This window comes from Pseudidiomarina terrestris (assembly GCF_030466375.1).
Lineage (GTDB): Bacteria > Pseudomonadota > Gammaproteobacteria > Enterobacterales > Alteromonadaceae > Pseudidiomarina > Pseudidiomarina terrestris.
The window spans coordinates 1,051,420-1,066,664 of the sequence record NZ_JAGGJE010000001.1; the positions used below are offsets into that span (position 1 = coordinate 1,051,420).

Sequence of the window (15,245 nt, forward strand, 5' to 3'; positions counted from 1 at the left end):
ATGGCAGCGAAGCGTATTCACTTAAAATCAGAAGAACAATTACGCCGGTTATTTATGCCGTTTATCAGAGGTGGCGCGCTATTTGTAGCGACCGATGACCCCTATAGTATTGGCGATGAATTAGCGCTGCTAGTGCAACTTCCCGGAGACAAAGAGGAAACTCTCGTGAAAGGCAAAGTCGTCTGGTTGGCACCTGCGCGCCCCGGGCGCGCTGAAATGCGCGGAGTAGGGGTGCAGTTTCTGGAAGACAAGTCACACTTGCGTAATCGCATCGAAACACTGCTTGGTCACCTGGGTGAATCCAACGCGCCAACAGCGACCATGTAGCCGCTAACAGATTTCATAGATTCTATTCCGCACAACGTTAAGGAGTCGCTGTGTATATCGATTCACATTGCCATCTCGATAAATTAAAACTCGACGAGTTCGACGGTTCGATTGCCAAAGTTATCGAACAAGCGAAGCAAGCTGGCGTGCAGCAAATGCTATGTATCGGCGTGACGCTCGATGATTTCCCGGTGATGCGCGAGCTGGTTAAAGACTTCCCCGAAGTTGCAATGTCCTGTGGCGTACATCCGCTTTACATTGCCAAACATCCGCTGGAACAACAGCAGTTGCGCGAGTTTGTCGCGATGGACGAGGTTGTTGCCGTAGGGGAAACCGGACTGGATTACTTTTATGATAGCGAGAGCAAACAAACGCAACAGACGAGCTTCGCTTACCACATCGAACTTGCCAATGAGTTCAAAAAGCCCTTAATCATTCATACCCGTGATGCACGAGAAGATACGCTTGGACTCTTACGTGATGGTCATGCTGAGCGCTGTGGCGGGGTGCTCCATTGTTTTACTGAATCCTATGAAATGGCAAAACAAGCCATCGACGATCTGGATTTTTATATTTCAATTTCCGGCATCGCCAGTTTTCGCAATGCCACAGAGCTACGCGATGTGGTGAAACGGTTACCACTGGATAAACTTTTAATTGAAACCGATAGCCCCTGGTTGGCGCCTGTTCCGCATCGCGGAAAGCAAAACCAGCCGGCTTACGTGGCCGACGTCGCCAAGTGTGTGGCGGATATTAAAGGCCTGACTCTGGCTGAAGTCGCAGCAGCCACGACCGCAAACTTTTTCCGCTTATTTAACCGGGTTGAGCCCGTCGCCGGATAAATTTCAAAAAGTTGAGTAAAAAATTTAGCAAAATAATTTTTGTTGGCTAAACTAAATTTTACTTTCGAAATTTATCGAGTTAGCGCACGGCTCAATCCCTTGAGCCATTCCCCTAAGCTCGGGACTGATCCCATTGGTCCCGAGCATTTTTTTATCTACCGACCGTTTAGCAAGGGGTCAAAAGTGAGGAGGTAAAGCCATGGGAACTGCGACAGGATCGCCGCATGATCGCCCCGAGTACGATACCGAGTTACAAGTCATAGCCGATTACGTACTGGACACCGAAATCACCAATGATCTGGCCTGGCAAACTGCCCGCTATTGCTTTATGGATAGCCTTGGCTGCGGCCTGCTGGCTTTGCGATACCCTGAATGTATCAAACATCTGGGACCTTTAGTTGAAGGCACTACAGTGCCATACGGCGCTCGGGTACCGGGCACATCCTATCGCTTGGATCCGGTTAAAGCCGCCTGGGATATTGGCTGTTGTGTCAGGTGGCTGGATTATAACGATACCTGGCTTGCTGCGGAGTGGGGCCATCCTTCGGATAATCTGGGCGCCATCCTCGCGCTTTGTGACCATCTTTCCCAGCAACGTGTCGCTCGCGGCGACGCGCCGCTCACCATGGAGACTGTGCTGGAGGCTATGATTAAGGCCCATGAAATTCAGGGGGTTTTGGCATTAGAGAACAGTTTTAATCGCGTCGGTCTTGACCACGTTGTGCTGGTTAAAGTGGCCTCCACAGCAGTGGCGACCTGGTTACTCGGCGGTTCGCGCGAGCAGATCCTGGCGGCACTTTCCCACGCCTGGGTCGATGGACAGTCGCTGCGTACCTACCGCCATGCGCCCAATGCAGGCTCACGCAAATCCTGGGCTGCCGGAGATGCGACCAGCCGCGCTGTGCGCCTGGCGGGCATAGCGATGAGCGGCGAAATGGGAGTTCCGGGCGCACTCACTGCGAAAGAGTGGGGCTTTTACGATGTCAGCTTTAATAAGCCTTTTAAGCGGCCGCAAGACTATGGCAGTTATGTTATGGAAAACATTCTGTTCAAACTGTCTTTTCCCGCAGAGTTCCACGCTCAGACGGCGTGCGAAGCAGCCATGCAGCTACACGAATCCGTCGCTCATCGACTGGATGAGATTGAGAAAATTGTGATTACCACCCATGAATCCGCTATCCGCATAATTGCCAAAGAAGGGCAGCTGGCGAACCCTGCCGATCGCGACCATTGTTTACAGTACATGGTGGCTGTTCCGCTTATTTTTGGTGCGCTGGATGCGGATCATTATGAAGACAGTTTCCATCGCGCGCATCCGGAAATTGATACCTTGCGCAGTAAGATGAAAGTGGAAGAGGAACCTGATTATAGTCGCGATTACCTGGATCCGGATAAACGCTCCATTGCTAATGCATTGCAGGTGTTCTTTAAAGATGGGTCATTTACTGAACGGGTAGAGGTGCATTACCCGATAGGTCATCGCCAGCGCCGCGAGGAAGGACTGCCAGTACTGGAAGAGAAATTCGCCAGCAATCTGGCGACCCGATTCCCGCAACATCGTGTTGCAGACCTACTTGAACGTTGTGGTCAGCACCAGCGTTTTCTGCAAACGCCGGTGCATGAAATGATGGCGTGGTTAACGATTTAACTGCGCCAGATCACCAGCAGGATAAGTACGGGGCAAACAAACTTTACGTACCAGGGCCAGATTTTCCAGAACAGCGACGTCTGGATTTCTGGCGCGCCTTCCTGCAATGCTTTTAACAGGAAATGCTGGCGTAGAATCCAGGTCAGCAGCACCCCGAAAGTGAGCCCTAAAAGCGGCTGCATATAGACCGTAGTGATGGTGATAACCAGCCCGAACAGGCTTGCAAAATTATAGATGATCACCGCTGACACCAAACCGATGCTCAAGCCCACTACCCAGGCCATTTGCGAACGTGGTTGACCGGTCTCTTCACGCAAGGCATTGACCGGTGCCTCCAGCATCGAAATAGAGGAAGTGATTGCGGCGATCACCATCAGTGCGAAAAACGCAAAGGCCACCCACAAGCCAGCACTACCCATAGAATCAAACATGGCAGGTAGAACCGTAAACACCAGGGTATCTGCAGACAGCAGAACACCAGCATCGTCATAGATAATGACGCCCAGTTCCTGCGCTGCAAACATTGCCGGCAAAATCAGCAGTCCAGCCAGGAAGGCGACTGTGGTATCTAAACCTGCAACCCAGCCTGCGGTGCGCGGCAGGTTCTCTTGCTTTGACAGGTAGGCGCCGTAAGTCATCATGCACGCCGCCCCGATGGAAAGTGAGAAAAACGCCTGCCCCATGGCCCGGATAATGAGGTTTGGATCAAATACCCGGCTGAAATCAGGAGTCAGATACATTTTCAGGCCGTCAGTGGCGCCTGGTAGAGTCAGGATATAAATCACCATGGCGATAAGCAAAACGAACAAGAGGGGCATGAGCCGGGTTGACCAACGCTCGATACCTTCAGTTACGCCTGAGCGCACCACGTGGATGGTGAGCAGCAGAAACAGTGCCATCATAATCAGGTTGCGTTCAACACTGAAGGCCGTGAGCCAGTCGGCAGCGGCATAGTATCCGGCTAACTCGGCCAGAGGCGCAAGCATAAAGCCCAGTAACCATCCGGAAACAATGGCATAGAAGCTCAGAATCAGCGACAGAACAATAAGAGCTACCACCCCGGTAAATGCACCAAAGCCACGCCAGAAACGCTTTTCTCCGAGCGCACGCAGTGCTTCAACGGGGTTTTGTTGACGCATTCTGCCTATGGTTAGCTCGGCCACGAGCATCGGATAAGCCAGCGCCAGGATCATAAACAGATAGACAAGTAAGAATGCGCCACCGCCGTTGCTTGCGGCCTGGGTTGGAAATCCCCAGATATTGCCGACGCCCACAGCAGAACCTGCTGCAGCGAGGATGAAGCCAATACGCGATGAAAATGCTGGTGAAGAGGAAGCCATAAGTTGATTCTTTTAATTGTTATGCGTTGAGTGTATGAGTTACGGCGAAAGTTCGCCCCGAAGATCAGTTTGCAGGCAGCGCTCAAGCTCAGCCTGGGAAAGATCCTGAGAAAGTAAATAATGCAGCTTGGTTAACGCTGCTTCAATGGTCATATCAAAGCCGCTGATGACGCCGATTTCCGCTAAAGCATTGCCGGTGGCGTAGCCGCCCATATTTACTTTACCTTTAAAGCATTGGGTACAATTGAGAATGGTCACGCCATTCTCAACGCCGCGGGCCAGACTTGCCAGTAATTGCTCATTTTGCGGAGCATTGCCGACACCATAACTTTGCATAATAAGTGCGCGCACCGGTTGTTGTAACAGATGATCGAACAAAACCGGCGAAATACCAGGGTAGAGGGTAATGACACCGATATGCTGAGGCGTAACCTGACGTACCTTTAACGGTGTTTGATCCAGAGCTTTGACCCGGCCGGCTTTGACGGTGATCTGGATCCCTGCTTCAAGTAACGGGCGAAAGTTAGGTGAGTCAAAAGCATTGAAGCCGTTGGCGTCAGCTTTGGTTGTGCGGTTACCACGGTACAGCTGATTATTAAAAAACAATCCAACTTCGTGAACCGGGTAGTTGGCAGCGATATAGAGCGCGTTTAATAAGTTCGTTTGCCCGTCTGAACGTAATTCTGCCAGGGGGATCTGAGAGCCTGTAATGATCACCGGTTTACCCAGATTTTCAAACATAAAAGACAGGGCAGATGCGGTATAGGCCATGGTGTCAGTGCCATGCAAAATAACGAAACCATCGTAATCGGCATAGTGATTCTGAATGTCATCCGCGATCCGCTGCCAGTCCGCGGGCGACATGTCCGACGAGTCCATTAAAGGGGAGTATTCCTGGACATCGAACAGTGGCATCTCCGCCCGGAAAAATTCGGGCATCTTACTTACACACTCAGTCAAAAAGCCGGGCGCAGGGACATAGCCCTGCGCCGATTTTTGCATACCAATGGTGCCGCCTGTATAAGCGACATAAATGCGTTTACGATTTTCAGTCATGCACTAAACAACCCTACTGTCGTCGGTTAAGGCAACAGTTACGGTATCGGGCAAACTTCACAAAGCAGATAGACACCGTTAGGGTCATTGAACTTCGAAGTCAACTGCAGCTCGCGCCATACGCCCATTAACTGTTGTTTCATGGGGTCGATGGTACGTTGAGACTCGCCGACAGGCAAGAAAACTTGCGCTTCGCCAAACAGATCGCGCAAGAAGCGCTCGCGGGCATTGAGCTCAGGTTGCACGGTCACTGTTTTATAGTCACTGATATTGGCAAGTTCCGCGGCTGCAGCAATGGCTTCATCTAAATCACCGAGGCGGTCCACCAAGCCTAATTCCTGAGCTTTTGCGCCAGTCCAGACGCGCCCCTGCGCAACCTCGTGAACTTCGTCATAGCTCATATCACGACCTTCTGCGACCATGCTGACAAAATCACGATAGAACTTATCAATTGAGCTTTGCACGATGTCCGCCGCGCCTTCGGAAAGGGGGCGGGTAATGTCCATTGCTGGCATTTCGGTCGTTTTATAGCCATCGCTGTAAATACCGACATGCGCAAGTGAATCTTCGATGGTGAAGAACATGCCGAAGACGCCGATAGAACCGGTAACGGTGGTCGGTGCCGCCCAAATTTGGTCTGCATGAGCAGCAATCCAGTAGCCGCCTGAGGCTGCCACTGAGGACATCGACGCAATAACCGGGATACCAGCTTTTTGCAGCTCCAGCACTTCCTGGCGAATGACTTCAGAGGCGAAACCGCTACCGCCTGGACTATCGATGCGTAACACTACCGCTTTAGTGGCGTCGTTTAGACGTGCTTTACGCAGCAATGCAGCAGTGCTGTCGCCGCCAATGGAGCCAGCTTTCTGGTAGCCATCGACAATCACGCCACGAGCAACAACGATGGCAATTTCATTTTTCGCTTTGGTGTCAGTCAGCGGCGGCAGCTGTGCGTCCAGATAATGGGTATGGCTAATCTTACGCCAGCTTTTCTCATCTTCGTCAAGGCCAGTCAGGTTGATCATCTGGCTGCGAAATTCTTCGCGCGTTAACAGCTCATCGACCAGACCACCGTTGATGGTCATCTGTGCCATATCTTCGTTACTGTCAGCCAACATGGCTTTGAAGTCTTCAATGCTGCCAGACAACAGCCGCGGGTCAATCTCACGCAGTTGTTTTAATGAATTCAGATAATCGGTCCACAGCGCATCATAAAGTTCGGCAGAAGCTTCACGCGCCTGTTCAGACATATCATTACGAGTGTAGGGCTCGACCGCAGACTTATAAGCACCTACTTTGAAGACGTGGGTGCTGACTTTGAGTTTATTTAACAGGTCTTTGAAATACAGCTGGTAGCCACCAACCCCTTCAAACATCATTGAACCTAATGGATTGAGGTAGAGGTTATCACCATGGGCGGCCAGGAAGTACTGAGACTGTGAGTAGTAATCACCATAACTGTAGATGGGCTTACCGGACTCACGAAACCGAGTCAGGGCTTCGCCAACTTGTTTCATTTTATTCATTCCGCCGCCGGTGAAGCTGGCCAGATCAAGATGAATGCCACTGATACGCGGGTCATCTTTGGCTTTATCGATACTCTCAACAACATCGCTTAACAGGGTTTCAAGCGGGGTGCTGTCGCTACCAAAAGCTTCACTGAAGAAAGAATCCATAGGATCAACCCAGGTTTTCTCCTCCACCAGATTACCGCGTAATTGCACCACGAGGACGCCATTCTCAGGAACCAGAATAGGTTCGTCACCGGCAAACATGACAACAATGAGAATGCCGAGCAGGAAGAAGAAGATGACGTTCAAAAGGATCTTACGGATCCCGTTGATCAAGCCGAATAGTTTCTTGAATACGTTCGCAATTCCGCTCATTTTTTAGGCGTCCTTTTTGATAAATACTTTGTGGTCAGGGTGCAGAATACTGAAGATTTGATGAATTCACCAGTAACACAATGTAACAGAGCGTGATCCTTTGCTAAGCTAGGCGGCATTAAAATTCCCCTGATTCGAGGAAGTACTATGCAGGCCATTGAGTTACTCACTACACGTTCCTCTATGCCCCGGTTGATCGAACCGGGCCCGGCGCCGCAACAGTTTGAGCTGATGCAGCGCGCCGCGGGGCGTGCGCCAGATCATATGGCGCTAACGCCGTATCGGTTTATTGTCTATACGGGCGCCGCGCGGCAACGTCTTGGGGCTATCTATCGCGCTGCTGCCGAAGCCCGGGGCTTGCCTGAAGAAGCTTGTGTGCAGGCCAGCCAGTTGCCGCTGCGCGCGCCTATGGTGATTGCCTGTCTGCTGGACTATCAGGTGCATGACAAAGTGCCGCGCGATGAGCAGTTTGCAAGTGCTGCTTGCGCCACTTTATTGATGCAGCAGGCGGCATTTGCGCAGAATTTAGGGGCGATCTGGCGCACCGGTTGGTTTGCCGAAGATAAGCAGGTAGCACAAGCGCTGGGGGCAAAAGCCGATGATGCGATCGTTGGTTTTCTTTATGTAGGAACGCCAGCGGTACCAACGCCAATCAAGCCAGACAAAGCCATCGCCGACAAATTCAGCGATGGCTAAGCGTTGATAAAGTAAAGGCCGCCTTAAAACTCGAGGTTTTTCGGAGCGCGCGGGAAGGGGATGACGTCACGAATGTTGGTCATTCCCGTGACGTAGGTCACCAGGCGCTCAAAGCCAAGACCAAAACCGGCGTGTGGCACGGTACCGTAGCGGCGTAAGTCACGGTACCAGCTGTAGTGTTCCATGGGCAGCCCCATTTCTTGCATACGCGCATCAAGCCGGTCCAGACGCTCTTCACGCGCACTACCGCCAATGATTTCGCCAATGCCAGGGGCGAGAATATCCATCGCTGCCACAGTTTTACCATCGTCGTTCTGACGCATATAGAAAGCTTTAATATCTTTCGGATAGTTCTTCAGCACGATAGGGGCGCCGACATGCTCTTCAGCCAGGTAACGTTCATGTTCAGATTGCAGATCCGTGCCCCATTCAACGGCGTAGTCAAATTTCTTGCCGCAGTTTTGCAGGATCTCAACGGCTTCGCTGTAATCCATGTGCACAAATTTGTTTGAAACGATGTGCTGAAGGCGATCCAGCACAGTTTTATCGATGCGCTGCTGAAAGAATGCCATATCATCGGCGCGTTCTTCGAGAACTGCGTTGATGCAGTATTTGAGCATATCTTCGGCCAGATCGGCGATATCATTCAGATCGGCAAAGGCAAGCTCAGGCTCAACCATCCAGAACTCTGCCAAATGACGGCTGGTGTTGGAGTTCTCCGCACGGAAGGTCGGACCAAAGGTATAGACTTTGGACAGCGCGCAAGCAAAGGTTTCGACGTTCAACTGCCCGGAGACGGTTAAGAACGACTCTTTGCCAAAGAAATCCTTGCTGTAATCAACCGCACCTTGCTCAGTAAGTGGCAGGTTCATCATATCCAGCGTCGAGACACGGAACATTTCACCCGCGCCTTCGGCATCGGAAGCGGTCAGGATAGGTGTGGAGACCCACATGTAGCCGCGCTCGTGGAAAAACCGGTGGACGGCCTGGGCCAGACAGTTGCGCACGCGCATGACGGCACCAGTGACATTGGTGCGGGGGCGTAAATGGGCGTACTCACGCAGGTATTCCATCGAGTGCGGTTTCGGCGACATCGGATAGGTGTCAGGGTCTTCGACCAGCCCATATACCTCAACCTTAGTGGCTTGCAGTTCGTACGCCTGTCCCTTACCTGCTGATTCCGCGACGGTTCCGGTAATGGCGACACTGGCGCCGGTGGTCAGTTTTAAAACTTCACTTTCGTAATTATCGAGTTCATTCGGCACCACTGCCTGAATAGGATCAAAGCATGAACCATCATGAATGTTAATGAACGAGATACCTGCTTTCGAGTCGCGGCGGGTCCTAACCCAACCACGTACAGTAACCTGCTCACCAACAGCGACTTTACCCGCTAAAACATCGACAACTGTTGCGAAGGACATACGTCTTAAAACTCCGTGTACAAGGTGATTAACCGTAAAATGAAAAAAGAACGTCTATGTTACCTTGCTTTGCCCAAGACTCAAGGGAAAATCACCCGTTACGGGCAAGTTCGCCAATGGCATGGGTGAGTTTTGACAGCTGCTCTGAGGTGATCACAAAGGGCGGCATCAGATAGACCAATTTACCAAAGGGACGGATCCACACGCCGGCCTCGACAAACTGCTGCTGCACTGCGGCAACGTTCACCGGGCTTACCATTTCCACCACCCCAATTGCTCCAAAACAACGTACGTCAGCCACGCTTTGCAGTTGTTTCAATGGGCTGAGCTCCGCAACCAGCTGCGCTTCGATGGCGGCCACCTGTCCGCGCCAGTGATCGGCTTCGAGCAGTTCCAGGCTGGCATTGGCAACTGCACAGGCCAGCGGGTTCCCCATAAAGGTTGGGCCGTGCATAAAGGTTCCTGCGGCCGGGCCCTGACTGATGGTGTTGCCGACGTCGTCGGTGCAAAGTACCGCCGCCTGTGTCATGTAGCCCCCGGTCAATGCTTTGCCGACACACATGATATCTGGCGTAATGCCGGCGTGCTCACAGGCAAACCAGCGTCCTGTGCGGCCAAATCCCGTGGCAATCTCATCAGCAATCAGAAGAACCTGGTAACGCTCACATAAAGCGGCTGCGTGTTTGAGGTAATTGGGGTGATAAAAGCGCATGCCGCCGGCGCCTTGCACGACCGGTTCAAGGATAAGCGCTGCCAGTTCGTGCTGATGCTCCCTTAGCAACTGTTCCAGGGGAGCTAGTGCAGCATCATTCCACTCATCTGCGGGGGTAAGTTCTGGCACCGGTGCGAACAGTTGCTCGCGCAGACTGCCACGAAACAGACTATGCATGCCGTTGACGGGGTCACAGACCGACATCGCAGCGAACGTATCGCCGTGGTAACCACCACGTAAGGTTGCGAGGCGGTTTTTACCCGGTAAATCTTTGGCATACCAGTACTGCACGGCCATTTTTATGGCGACTTCCACCGAAACCGAGCCAGAGTCAGCCAGAAACACCCGTTCGAGGCCATCAGGAGAGTGTCGCACCAGGCGCCGGCAAAGATCGACGGCAGGCTGATGGGTCAGACCACCGAACATCACATGGCTCATGTCATTAAGTTGTGCCTGTGCGGCGGCATTCAGGTGAGGGTGATTGTAACCGTGAATCGCCGCCCACCAGGACGACATGCCGTCCACCAGCCGGCGGCCATCGGTGAGTTCGATTTCGCAGCCTTGTGCGCGTTGAACTGGAAACACCGGCAAGGGGTCCTGTAGCGAGGTATAGGGATGCCAGATATGTTCACGGTCAAAGAGTAAATCGCAAGATTGCATAAAAAGTAACCAGTCGTTATGTTTTGAGGGGTGTAAATGTTGACAGTGTACCGATAAAAGGTATGCTCTTCGAGCAGATTTTAGAATAGACAAAAATAACTTTTATAAGAACCAGGGACGCATTCCTATGACCTCTACAGCAGCAGTTCGCCACGACTGGCAGCGCAGCGAAATTGAAGCTTTATTTGAGCTTCCTTTCAACGACCTACTGTTTCAGGCGCAACAAATTCACCGGGCAAACTTTGATCCAAACAAAGTCCAGGTCAGCACCTTACTTTCCATTAAAACCGGTGCTTGTCCGGAAGACTGCAAGTACTGCCCGCAAAGCGCTCACTACCGCACTGATGTTGATCGTGAGCGGCTGATCGCCGTCGACAAAGTGTTGGCCGAGGCACGTGCTGCCAAAGAGCAGGGCGCAAGTCGGTTCTGCATGGGCGCCGCCTGGCGTAATCCGAAAGCTCGCGATATGCCTTATGTGCTGGAAATGGTGAAGGGGGTCAAAGCGCTGGGGTTAGAGACCTGTATGACGCTGGGCATGTTGTCGGCAGAGCAGGCAAAGATGCTGGAGCAGGCTGGTCTGGACTATTACAACCATAACCTGGATACCTCGCCAGAGTTTTACGGCGAAATTATTACCACTCGTACGTATCACGATCGCTTAGAAACGCTGAGCAACGTGCGTGACGCTGGTATGAAAGTTTGTGCCGGAGGTATTGTCGGTATGGGCGAAGCGCGCTCGGATCGGGCGGGACTGTTGCAACAGCTGGCGAATTTGCCAAAACACCCGGAAAGTGTCCCGGTGAACATGCTGGTAAAAGTTGAGGGCACGCCCTTTGCGAACCTGGACGATTTAGATCCGTTTGAATTTGTGCGTACCATCGCCATTGCCCGTATTTTGATGCCGGGATCCTTTGTGCGGTTGTCGGCGGGTCGCGAAACCATGAGCGATGAATTACAGGCGTTATGTTTTATGGCCGGGGCGAACTCGATCTTTTATGGCGAACGATTGCTGACAACGGCGAATCCTGAAGCTGATAAAGACCAACAGCTGTTCCAACGCTTAGGTTTATCACCCCTGCAAATGGAAGGTTACAGTGATGATGTGCACGAGGCGGTGATTGCCGATGCGGTTGCCGAAGAAGAGCAACCCCCACTGTACTACGAAGTCAGCTAGCGAGAGTTTCCGGTGCAAACCGCGATAAAGCAACAATTGCAAGCAGCGCTGGCGCAGCGACGGGCGCAACAGCGTTGCCGTCAGCTGACCACGATGACGGCCCTGAACGCGACCGAGATCCTGTTTCAGGGCCAACGTTACCTTAGCTTCTCCAGCAACGATTACCTCGGCCTTAGTCATCACCCGCAGGTGCTGGACGCATTGCGCAATGCTGAGCTTGCGGGCAGTAAAGCGTCGCCATTAGTGACGGGTTATAGTGCGGCACATGCTGATCTGGCAGCGCAACTGAGTCATGATCTGCAGCGCGATCGGGTGTTGTTATTTAGCTCGGCATTCGCGGCGAATACCGGTGCTCTGGCAACTCTGGGAGGTTATTATGACGCGCTCTGGCTGGACCGTCTGTCCCATGCTTCGCTCATCAGTGGCGCCCGGCAAAGTGGTACGGCGACGCGGCGCTTCCCCCATCAGAATTTCAAGCAACTGCAGGACCGTCACCTGAAATCATCATCAGCACAGCTGGTGGTGGTCGAATCCGTGTACAGCATGGATGGCGACGAACTTGACCATGCTGGTTTCAGGCAGATGATCGCTGCGCCTCAGGTCGACGGTTACATTGATGACGCGCACGGCTTCGGTGTTACCGGTGAAGCTGGCCTTGGCTGTTGCGCAGTCTATTCGCAGACCACATTACCTTTGGTTAGTCTGGCGTTTGGCAAAGCAACAGGGGTCGCGGGTGGAGCGCTCGCTGTGTCTGAGGATGTTGCTGACTATCTGATTAACTTTTGTCCGGAGTTTATCTACTCCACGGCGATGCCGGCGTCTCAGGCCCGTGCCATTCAGGCCGCAATTAATGTCATGCAAAGTGCCGAAGGGGAACAATTACGCTCCCGGCTACGCGAGTCCATCGCCCAGTTTCAGGAGGGTTGCGCAGCATTGCAATTGCCTGTTAGCCCCTCTGATCATGCTATCCAAACTTTGCTTGTTGGCAGTGATGAAGCTGCCGTTAAGTACAGCGAACGACTTCGTGCCGCAGGGATCTGGTGCAGCGCTATACGGCCACCGACGGTTCCTGAAGGCAGCGCGCGTTTGCGCATCACACTTACCGCAGCGCACTCCCATGCGCAAATAAACGAACTGATTCAGGCACTGGCAGTGGTGCGGGAGCAAGCATGAAGGCTACCACCGTGGTTTCAGATCCTCACCAGCAGATCAGCCAGTACGATAAAACGCGGGTGGCAAAGCAATTCGGTCGCGCGGCGCAAACCTATACAGCGCATGATCGCCTGCAGCGTCTTGTCGCCGCTGAACTGCTGCAGCGGTTGCGTCCGCATTCGGGGCTGCTACTCGATATTGGCTGCGGCCCGGCCCATCATGCCCCAACTCTGGCAGGTTATTCAGAGCGTTATATGGGTGTGGATATTGCGCCGGACATGCTGGCGCAAGCGAAGACTTTATTTCCTGCCGGGCAGTGGTTGCTGGCGGACATGGAACAGCTACCACTTAGTGACAACGCGGTGACGACGATTTTTTCGAATCTGGCGATGCAGTGGGGCAATGACCTTGCGGGCTTATTAAACGAATGGTTGCGGGTGGTGCAACCCGAAGGCCAGATTCTGGCTTCGACCGTACTTGCCGGCTCCATGTGGCCGCTGGGGGACTGTTTCGCCCAGCTCGATGGCAAGCCCCATCACAATCAGTGGTACAGCGCGCAACAGGTGCGGACAGAGCTGGCTCAGTTTGCTGGCCGGCTGGCGCTAACGGAGCAGTGTTTTGTCGTGCGCTACCCTTCGGTCCTGGCCATGCTTCGTGAGCTGAAAGGGATAGGCGCAAATTATACCGTGCGCAATGCCGGCGGACTTTATCCGCGAGAACGCTTCAAGCAACTGGAAGCGGCGATGGAACAGTACCGCACAGCCGCCGGTGAGCTTGAGTTACATTGGCAGATCGGGCTGATCCACAGCGCCAAATAAATTGAGTAAATATTAATATGACTTGCATTTTTGTAACAGGAACTGATACCGATGTCGGCAAAACTCTGGTCAGCAGCGCATTGCTATTGCGGCTCGCTCAGGGGGGCTACCGTACGCTGGCGATGAAACCCGTCGCTGCTGGCGCTGCCCTTACCGAACACGGGCTGCGCAATGACGATGCCCTGCAGCTTAGAGCAGCGATGAATGTGACTGGGGTGGAGTACTCCGAGCTTAACCCTGTGTGCCTTGCGCCACCGGTGGCACCACATTTAGCTGCTGAACAGGTGAACCAGCGACTCACTGTAAGGGACTTAACCGAGCATTTTAAATCTTTGCGGGCGGCATATGCGCACGATCTGATGTTAGTCGAGGGCGCCGGTGGCTGGCAGGTCCCGTTAAACGACGAGGAATCGCTGGCGGATTTTGTCGAAGCTATTGGTGCTAAAGTCGTGTTGGTGGTAGGACTAAAGCTGGGTTGCCTGAATCATACTTTACTGACGATTGCTGATTTACAGCATCGGGGTATTGAGGTGCTGGGGTGGGTTGCAAATCAGGCGCAGCCGGAAGCTATGGCGTTACAGACAGAAAATGTGGCTTGGTTGAAACGACGGCTGCAGATACCATTGCTGGGCTCCATCCCCTTTTTAGAGAAAACTGCCGAGGCGGACAGGCCGGCCTCGGCGGTCGATTATTTGCCCGCCAGCCAGGAACTGATGTCGGTATTACAGGGCAGCTGAGCTTTATGCCCGCCCTGAAAAACAAAGCCATCTTCACTGCCAAGCAGGGTCATCTGATCCTCGATGATCTGCAAGGCAGTCCCTTCGCGGATCGCTAGTATAGGTGTCTCTGGTGCAACAACCATGAATTCTGCCAAACGCTGGTCACGAGTTTCACCATGAAAGCCCGGCGGCTGGTAGTCCGTATAATGAGGGTTGAGCTGGAATGGCACCAGCGCTAACGCGTTAAACGATGCGGGCTCCACAATGGGCATGTCGTTGGTAGTGCGGATCGACAGACCAGCGATGTTGGAGCCTGCACTCCAGCCAATATAAGGCACGCCGGCTGCTACTGCGTCCTGCAGGGGCGTGACGAGCTGTTGTTGTTGTAACTCGGCGAGCAGATGAAAGGTATTGCCGCCGCCGACAAGAATGGCTGTGGCAGAACTTATGGCTGCCGCTGGCTCGGCGACCTGATGTAACCCCTGCACCCGCAGGCCGTGGGGTTCAAGCTGTGCAGCGACCTTTGCGGTGTAGTCATCGTAGCTCATACCTACGCCGGCAAAGGGCACAAACAAAACATCACAACTTTGCTGAGCGTCGAGTTGCTCATGCAGGTGGCGTAGCAGCTGCGGAATGACTGGTTCCAGATAGTCGCTGTCGGCAACCTTTGAACTGGAACAGAGCAGGATCTTACGTTGGTTCATGTGTTTTCCTAAAAAGCGCTAAAAAGTGCCTGTATGCTAGCAAAAAGTTGGTCACCAAGCGATTGAAATGGGGTACTATTAACACCC

Annotated in this window: 14 protein-coding genes; 8 read left to right on the forward strand and 6 right to left on the reverse strand. The window is 52.9% G+C overall.

Annotation, left to right across the window (positions count from 1 at the left end):
* The 3 genes from J6J28_RS05120 (at position 1) to J6J28_RS05130 (ending at position 2,817) form a co-directional block, all read left to right on the forward strand.
* Entirely contained in the window at positions 1 to 327 is a 327-nt protein-coding gene (locus J6J28_RS05120; RefSeq protein ID WP_301720244.1) for a PilZ domain-containing protein, read from the forward strand.
* A 50-nt stretch (positions 328 to 377) separates the two neighbouring features.
* A complete protein-coding gene (locus J6J28_RS05125) occupies positions 378 to 1,169 on the forward strand; it encodes a TatD family hydrolase (RefSeq protein WP_301720245.1) in 792 nt (263 codons plus the stop codon).
* A 199-nt stretch (positions 1,170 to 1,368) separates the two neighbouring features.
* On the forward strand, positions 1,369 to 2,817 hold the full coding sequence (locus tag J6J28_RS05130; RefSeq protein ID WP_301720246.1) for a bifunctional 2-methylcitrate dehydratase/aconitate hydratase: 1,449 nt from the start codon (positions 1,369 to 1,371) through the stop codon (positions 2,815 to 2,817).
* Here the strand turns inward: J6J28_RS05130 and J6J28_RS05135 are convergent.
* Genes J6J28_RS05135 through sppA form a run of 3 tightly spaced genes read right to left on the reverse strand, consistent with a single transcriptional unit; the run spans position 2,814 to position 7,099 of the window.
* Positions 2,814 to 4,157: a sodium-dependent transporter gene (locus tag J6J28_RS05135; protein ID WP_301720247.1), complete on the reverse strand. Its 1,344-nt coding sequence runs from the start codon at positions 4,155 to 4,157 to the stop codon at positions 2,814 to 2,816. The genes J6J28_RS05130 and J6J28_RS05135 overlap by 4 nt on opposite strands.
* A gap of 39 nt (positions 4,158 to 4,196) precedes the next feature.
* Positions 4,197 to 5,213 carry an asparaginase gene (gene ansA / locus J6J28_RS05140; RefSeq protein WP_301720248.1) on the reverse strand — a complete coding sequence of 339 codons (1,017 nt, stop codon included), beginning with the start codon at positions 5,211 to 5,213 and terminating at the stop codon, positions 4,197 to 4,199.
* A gap of 38 nt (positions 5,214 to 5,251) precedes the next feature.
* Positions 5,252 to 7,099: a signal peptide peptidase SppA gene (sppA, locus tag J6J28_RS05145; protein ID WP_301720250.1), complete on the reverse strand. Its 1,848-nt coding sequence runs from the start codon at positions 7,097 to 7,099 to the stop codon at positions 5,252 to 5,254.
* 147 nt (positions 7,100 to 7,246) lie between these two features.
* Here sppA and J6J28_RS05150 point away from each other — a divergent pair, with 147 nt between their 5' ends.
* A complete protein-coding gene (locus J6J28_RS05150; RefSeq protein WP_301720252.1) occupies positions 7,247 to 7,795 on the forward strand; it encodes a nitroreductase family protein in 549 nt (182 codons plus the stop codon).
* Between the two features lie 23 nt (positions 7,796 to 7,818).
* Here the strand turns inward: J6J28_RS05150 and asnS are convergent, their stop codons facing one another.
* Positions 7,819 to 9,219 carry an asparagine--tRNA ligase gene (asnS, locus tag J6J28_RS05155; protein ID WP_301720253.1) on the reverse strand — a complete coding sequence of 467 codons (1,401 nt, stop codon included), beginning with the start codon at positions 9,217 to 9,219 and terminating at the stop codon, positions 7,819 to 7,821.
* A 91-nt stretch (positions 9,220 to 9,310) separates the two neighbouring features.
* Entirely contained in the window at positions 9,311 to 10,591 is a 1,281-nt protein-coding gene (bioA, locus tag J6J28_RS05160) for an adenosylmethionine--8-amino-7-oxononanoate transaminase (RefSeq protein WP_301720254.1), read from the reverse strand.
* Between the two features lie 127 nt (positions 10,592 to 10,718).
* Here bioA and bioB point away from each other — a divergent pair, with 127 nt between their 5' ends.
* Genes bioB through bioD form a run of 4 tightly spaced genes read left to right on the forward strand, consistent with a single transcriptional unit; the run spans position 10,719 to position 14,472 of the window.
* Positions 10,719 to 11,765 (forward strand): biotin synthase BioB, encoded by a 1,047-nt coding sequence (bioB, locus tag J6J28_RS05165; protein WP_418055164.1) that lies wholly within the window; start codon positions 10,719 to 10,721, stop codon positions 11,763 to 11,765.
* 12 nt (positions 11,766 to 11,777) lie between these two features.
* The gene (locus J6J28_RS05170; protein ID WP_301720255.1) at positions 11,778 to 12,938 is read left to right on the forward strand and encodes an aminotransferase class I/II-fold pyridoxal phosphate-dependent enzyme; all 1,161 of its coding nucleotides are present in this window, start codon (positions 11,778 to 11,780) and stop codon (positions 12,936 to 12,938) included.
* On the forward strand, positions 12,935 to 13,735 hold the full coding sequence (locus J6J28_RS05175) for a methyltransferase domain-containing protein (RefSeq protein ID WP_301720256.1): 801 nt from the start codon (positions 12,935 to 12,937) through the stop codon (positions 13,733 to 13,735). Before J6J28_RS05170 ends, J6J28_RS05175 begins: the two co-directional genes overlap by 4 nt.
* 17 nt (positions 13,736 to 13,752) lie before the next feature.
* Positions 13,753 to 14,472, forward strand: coding sequence for a dethiobiotin synthase (gene bioD, locus J6J28_RS05180; protein ID WP_301720257.1), 720 nt, complete (start codon positions 13,753 to 13,755; stop codon positions 14,470 to 14,472).
* On the opposite strand, the gene pepE is transcribed toward bioD, so the two are convergent.
* Positions 14,424 to 15,158: a dipeptidase PepE gene (gene pepE / locus J6J28_RS05185; RefSeq protein ID WP_301720259.1), complete on the reverse strand. Its 735-nt coding sequence runs from the start codon at positions 15,156 to 15,158 to the stop codon at positions 14,424 to 14,426. The genes bioD and pepE overlap by 49 nt on opposite strands.
* Between the last annotated feature and the right edge of the window lie 87 nt (positions 15,159 to 15,245).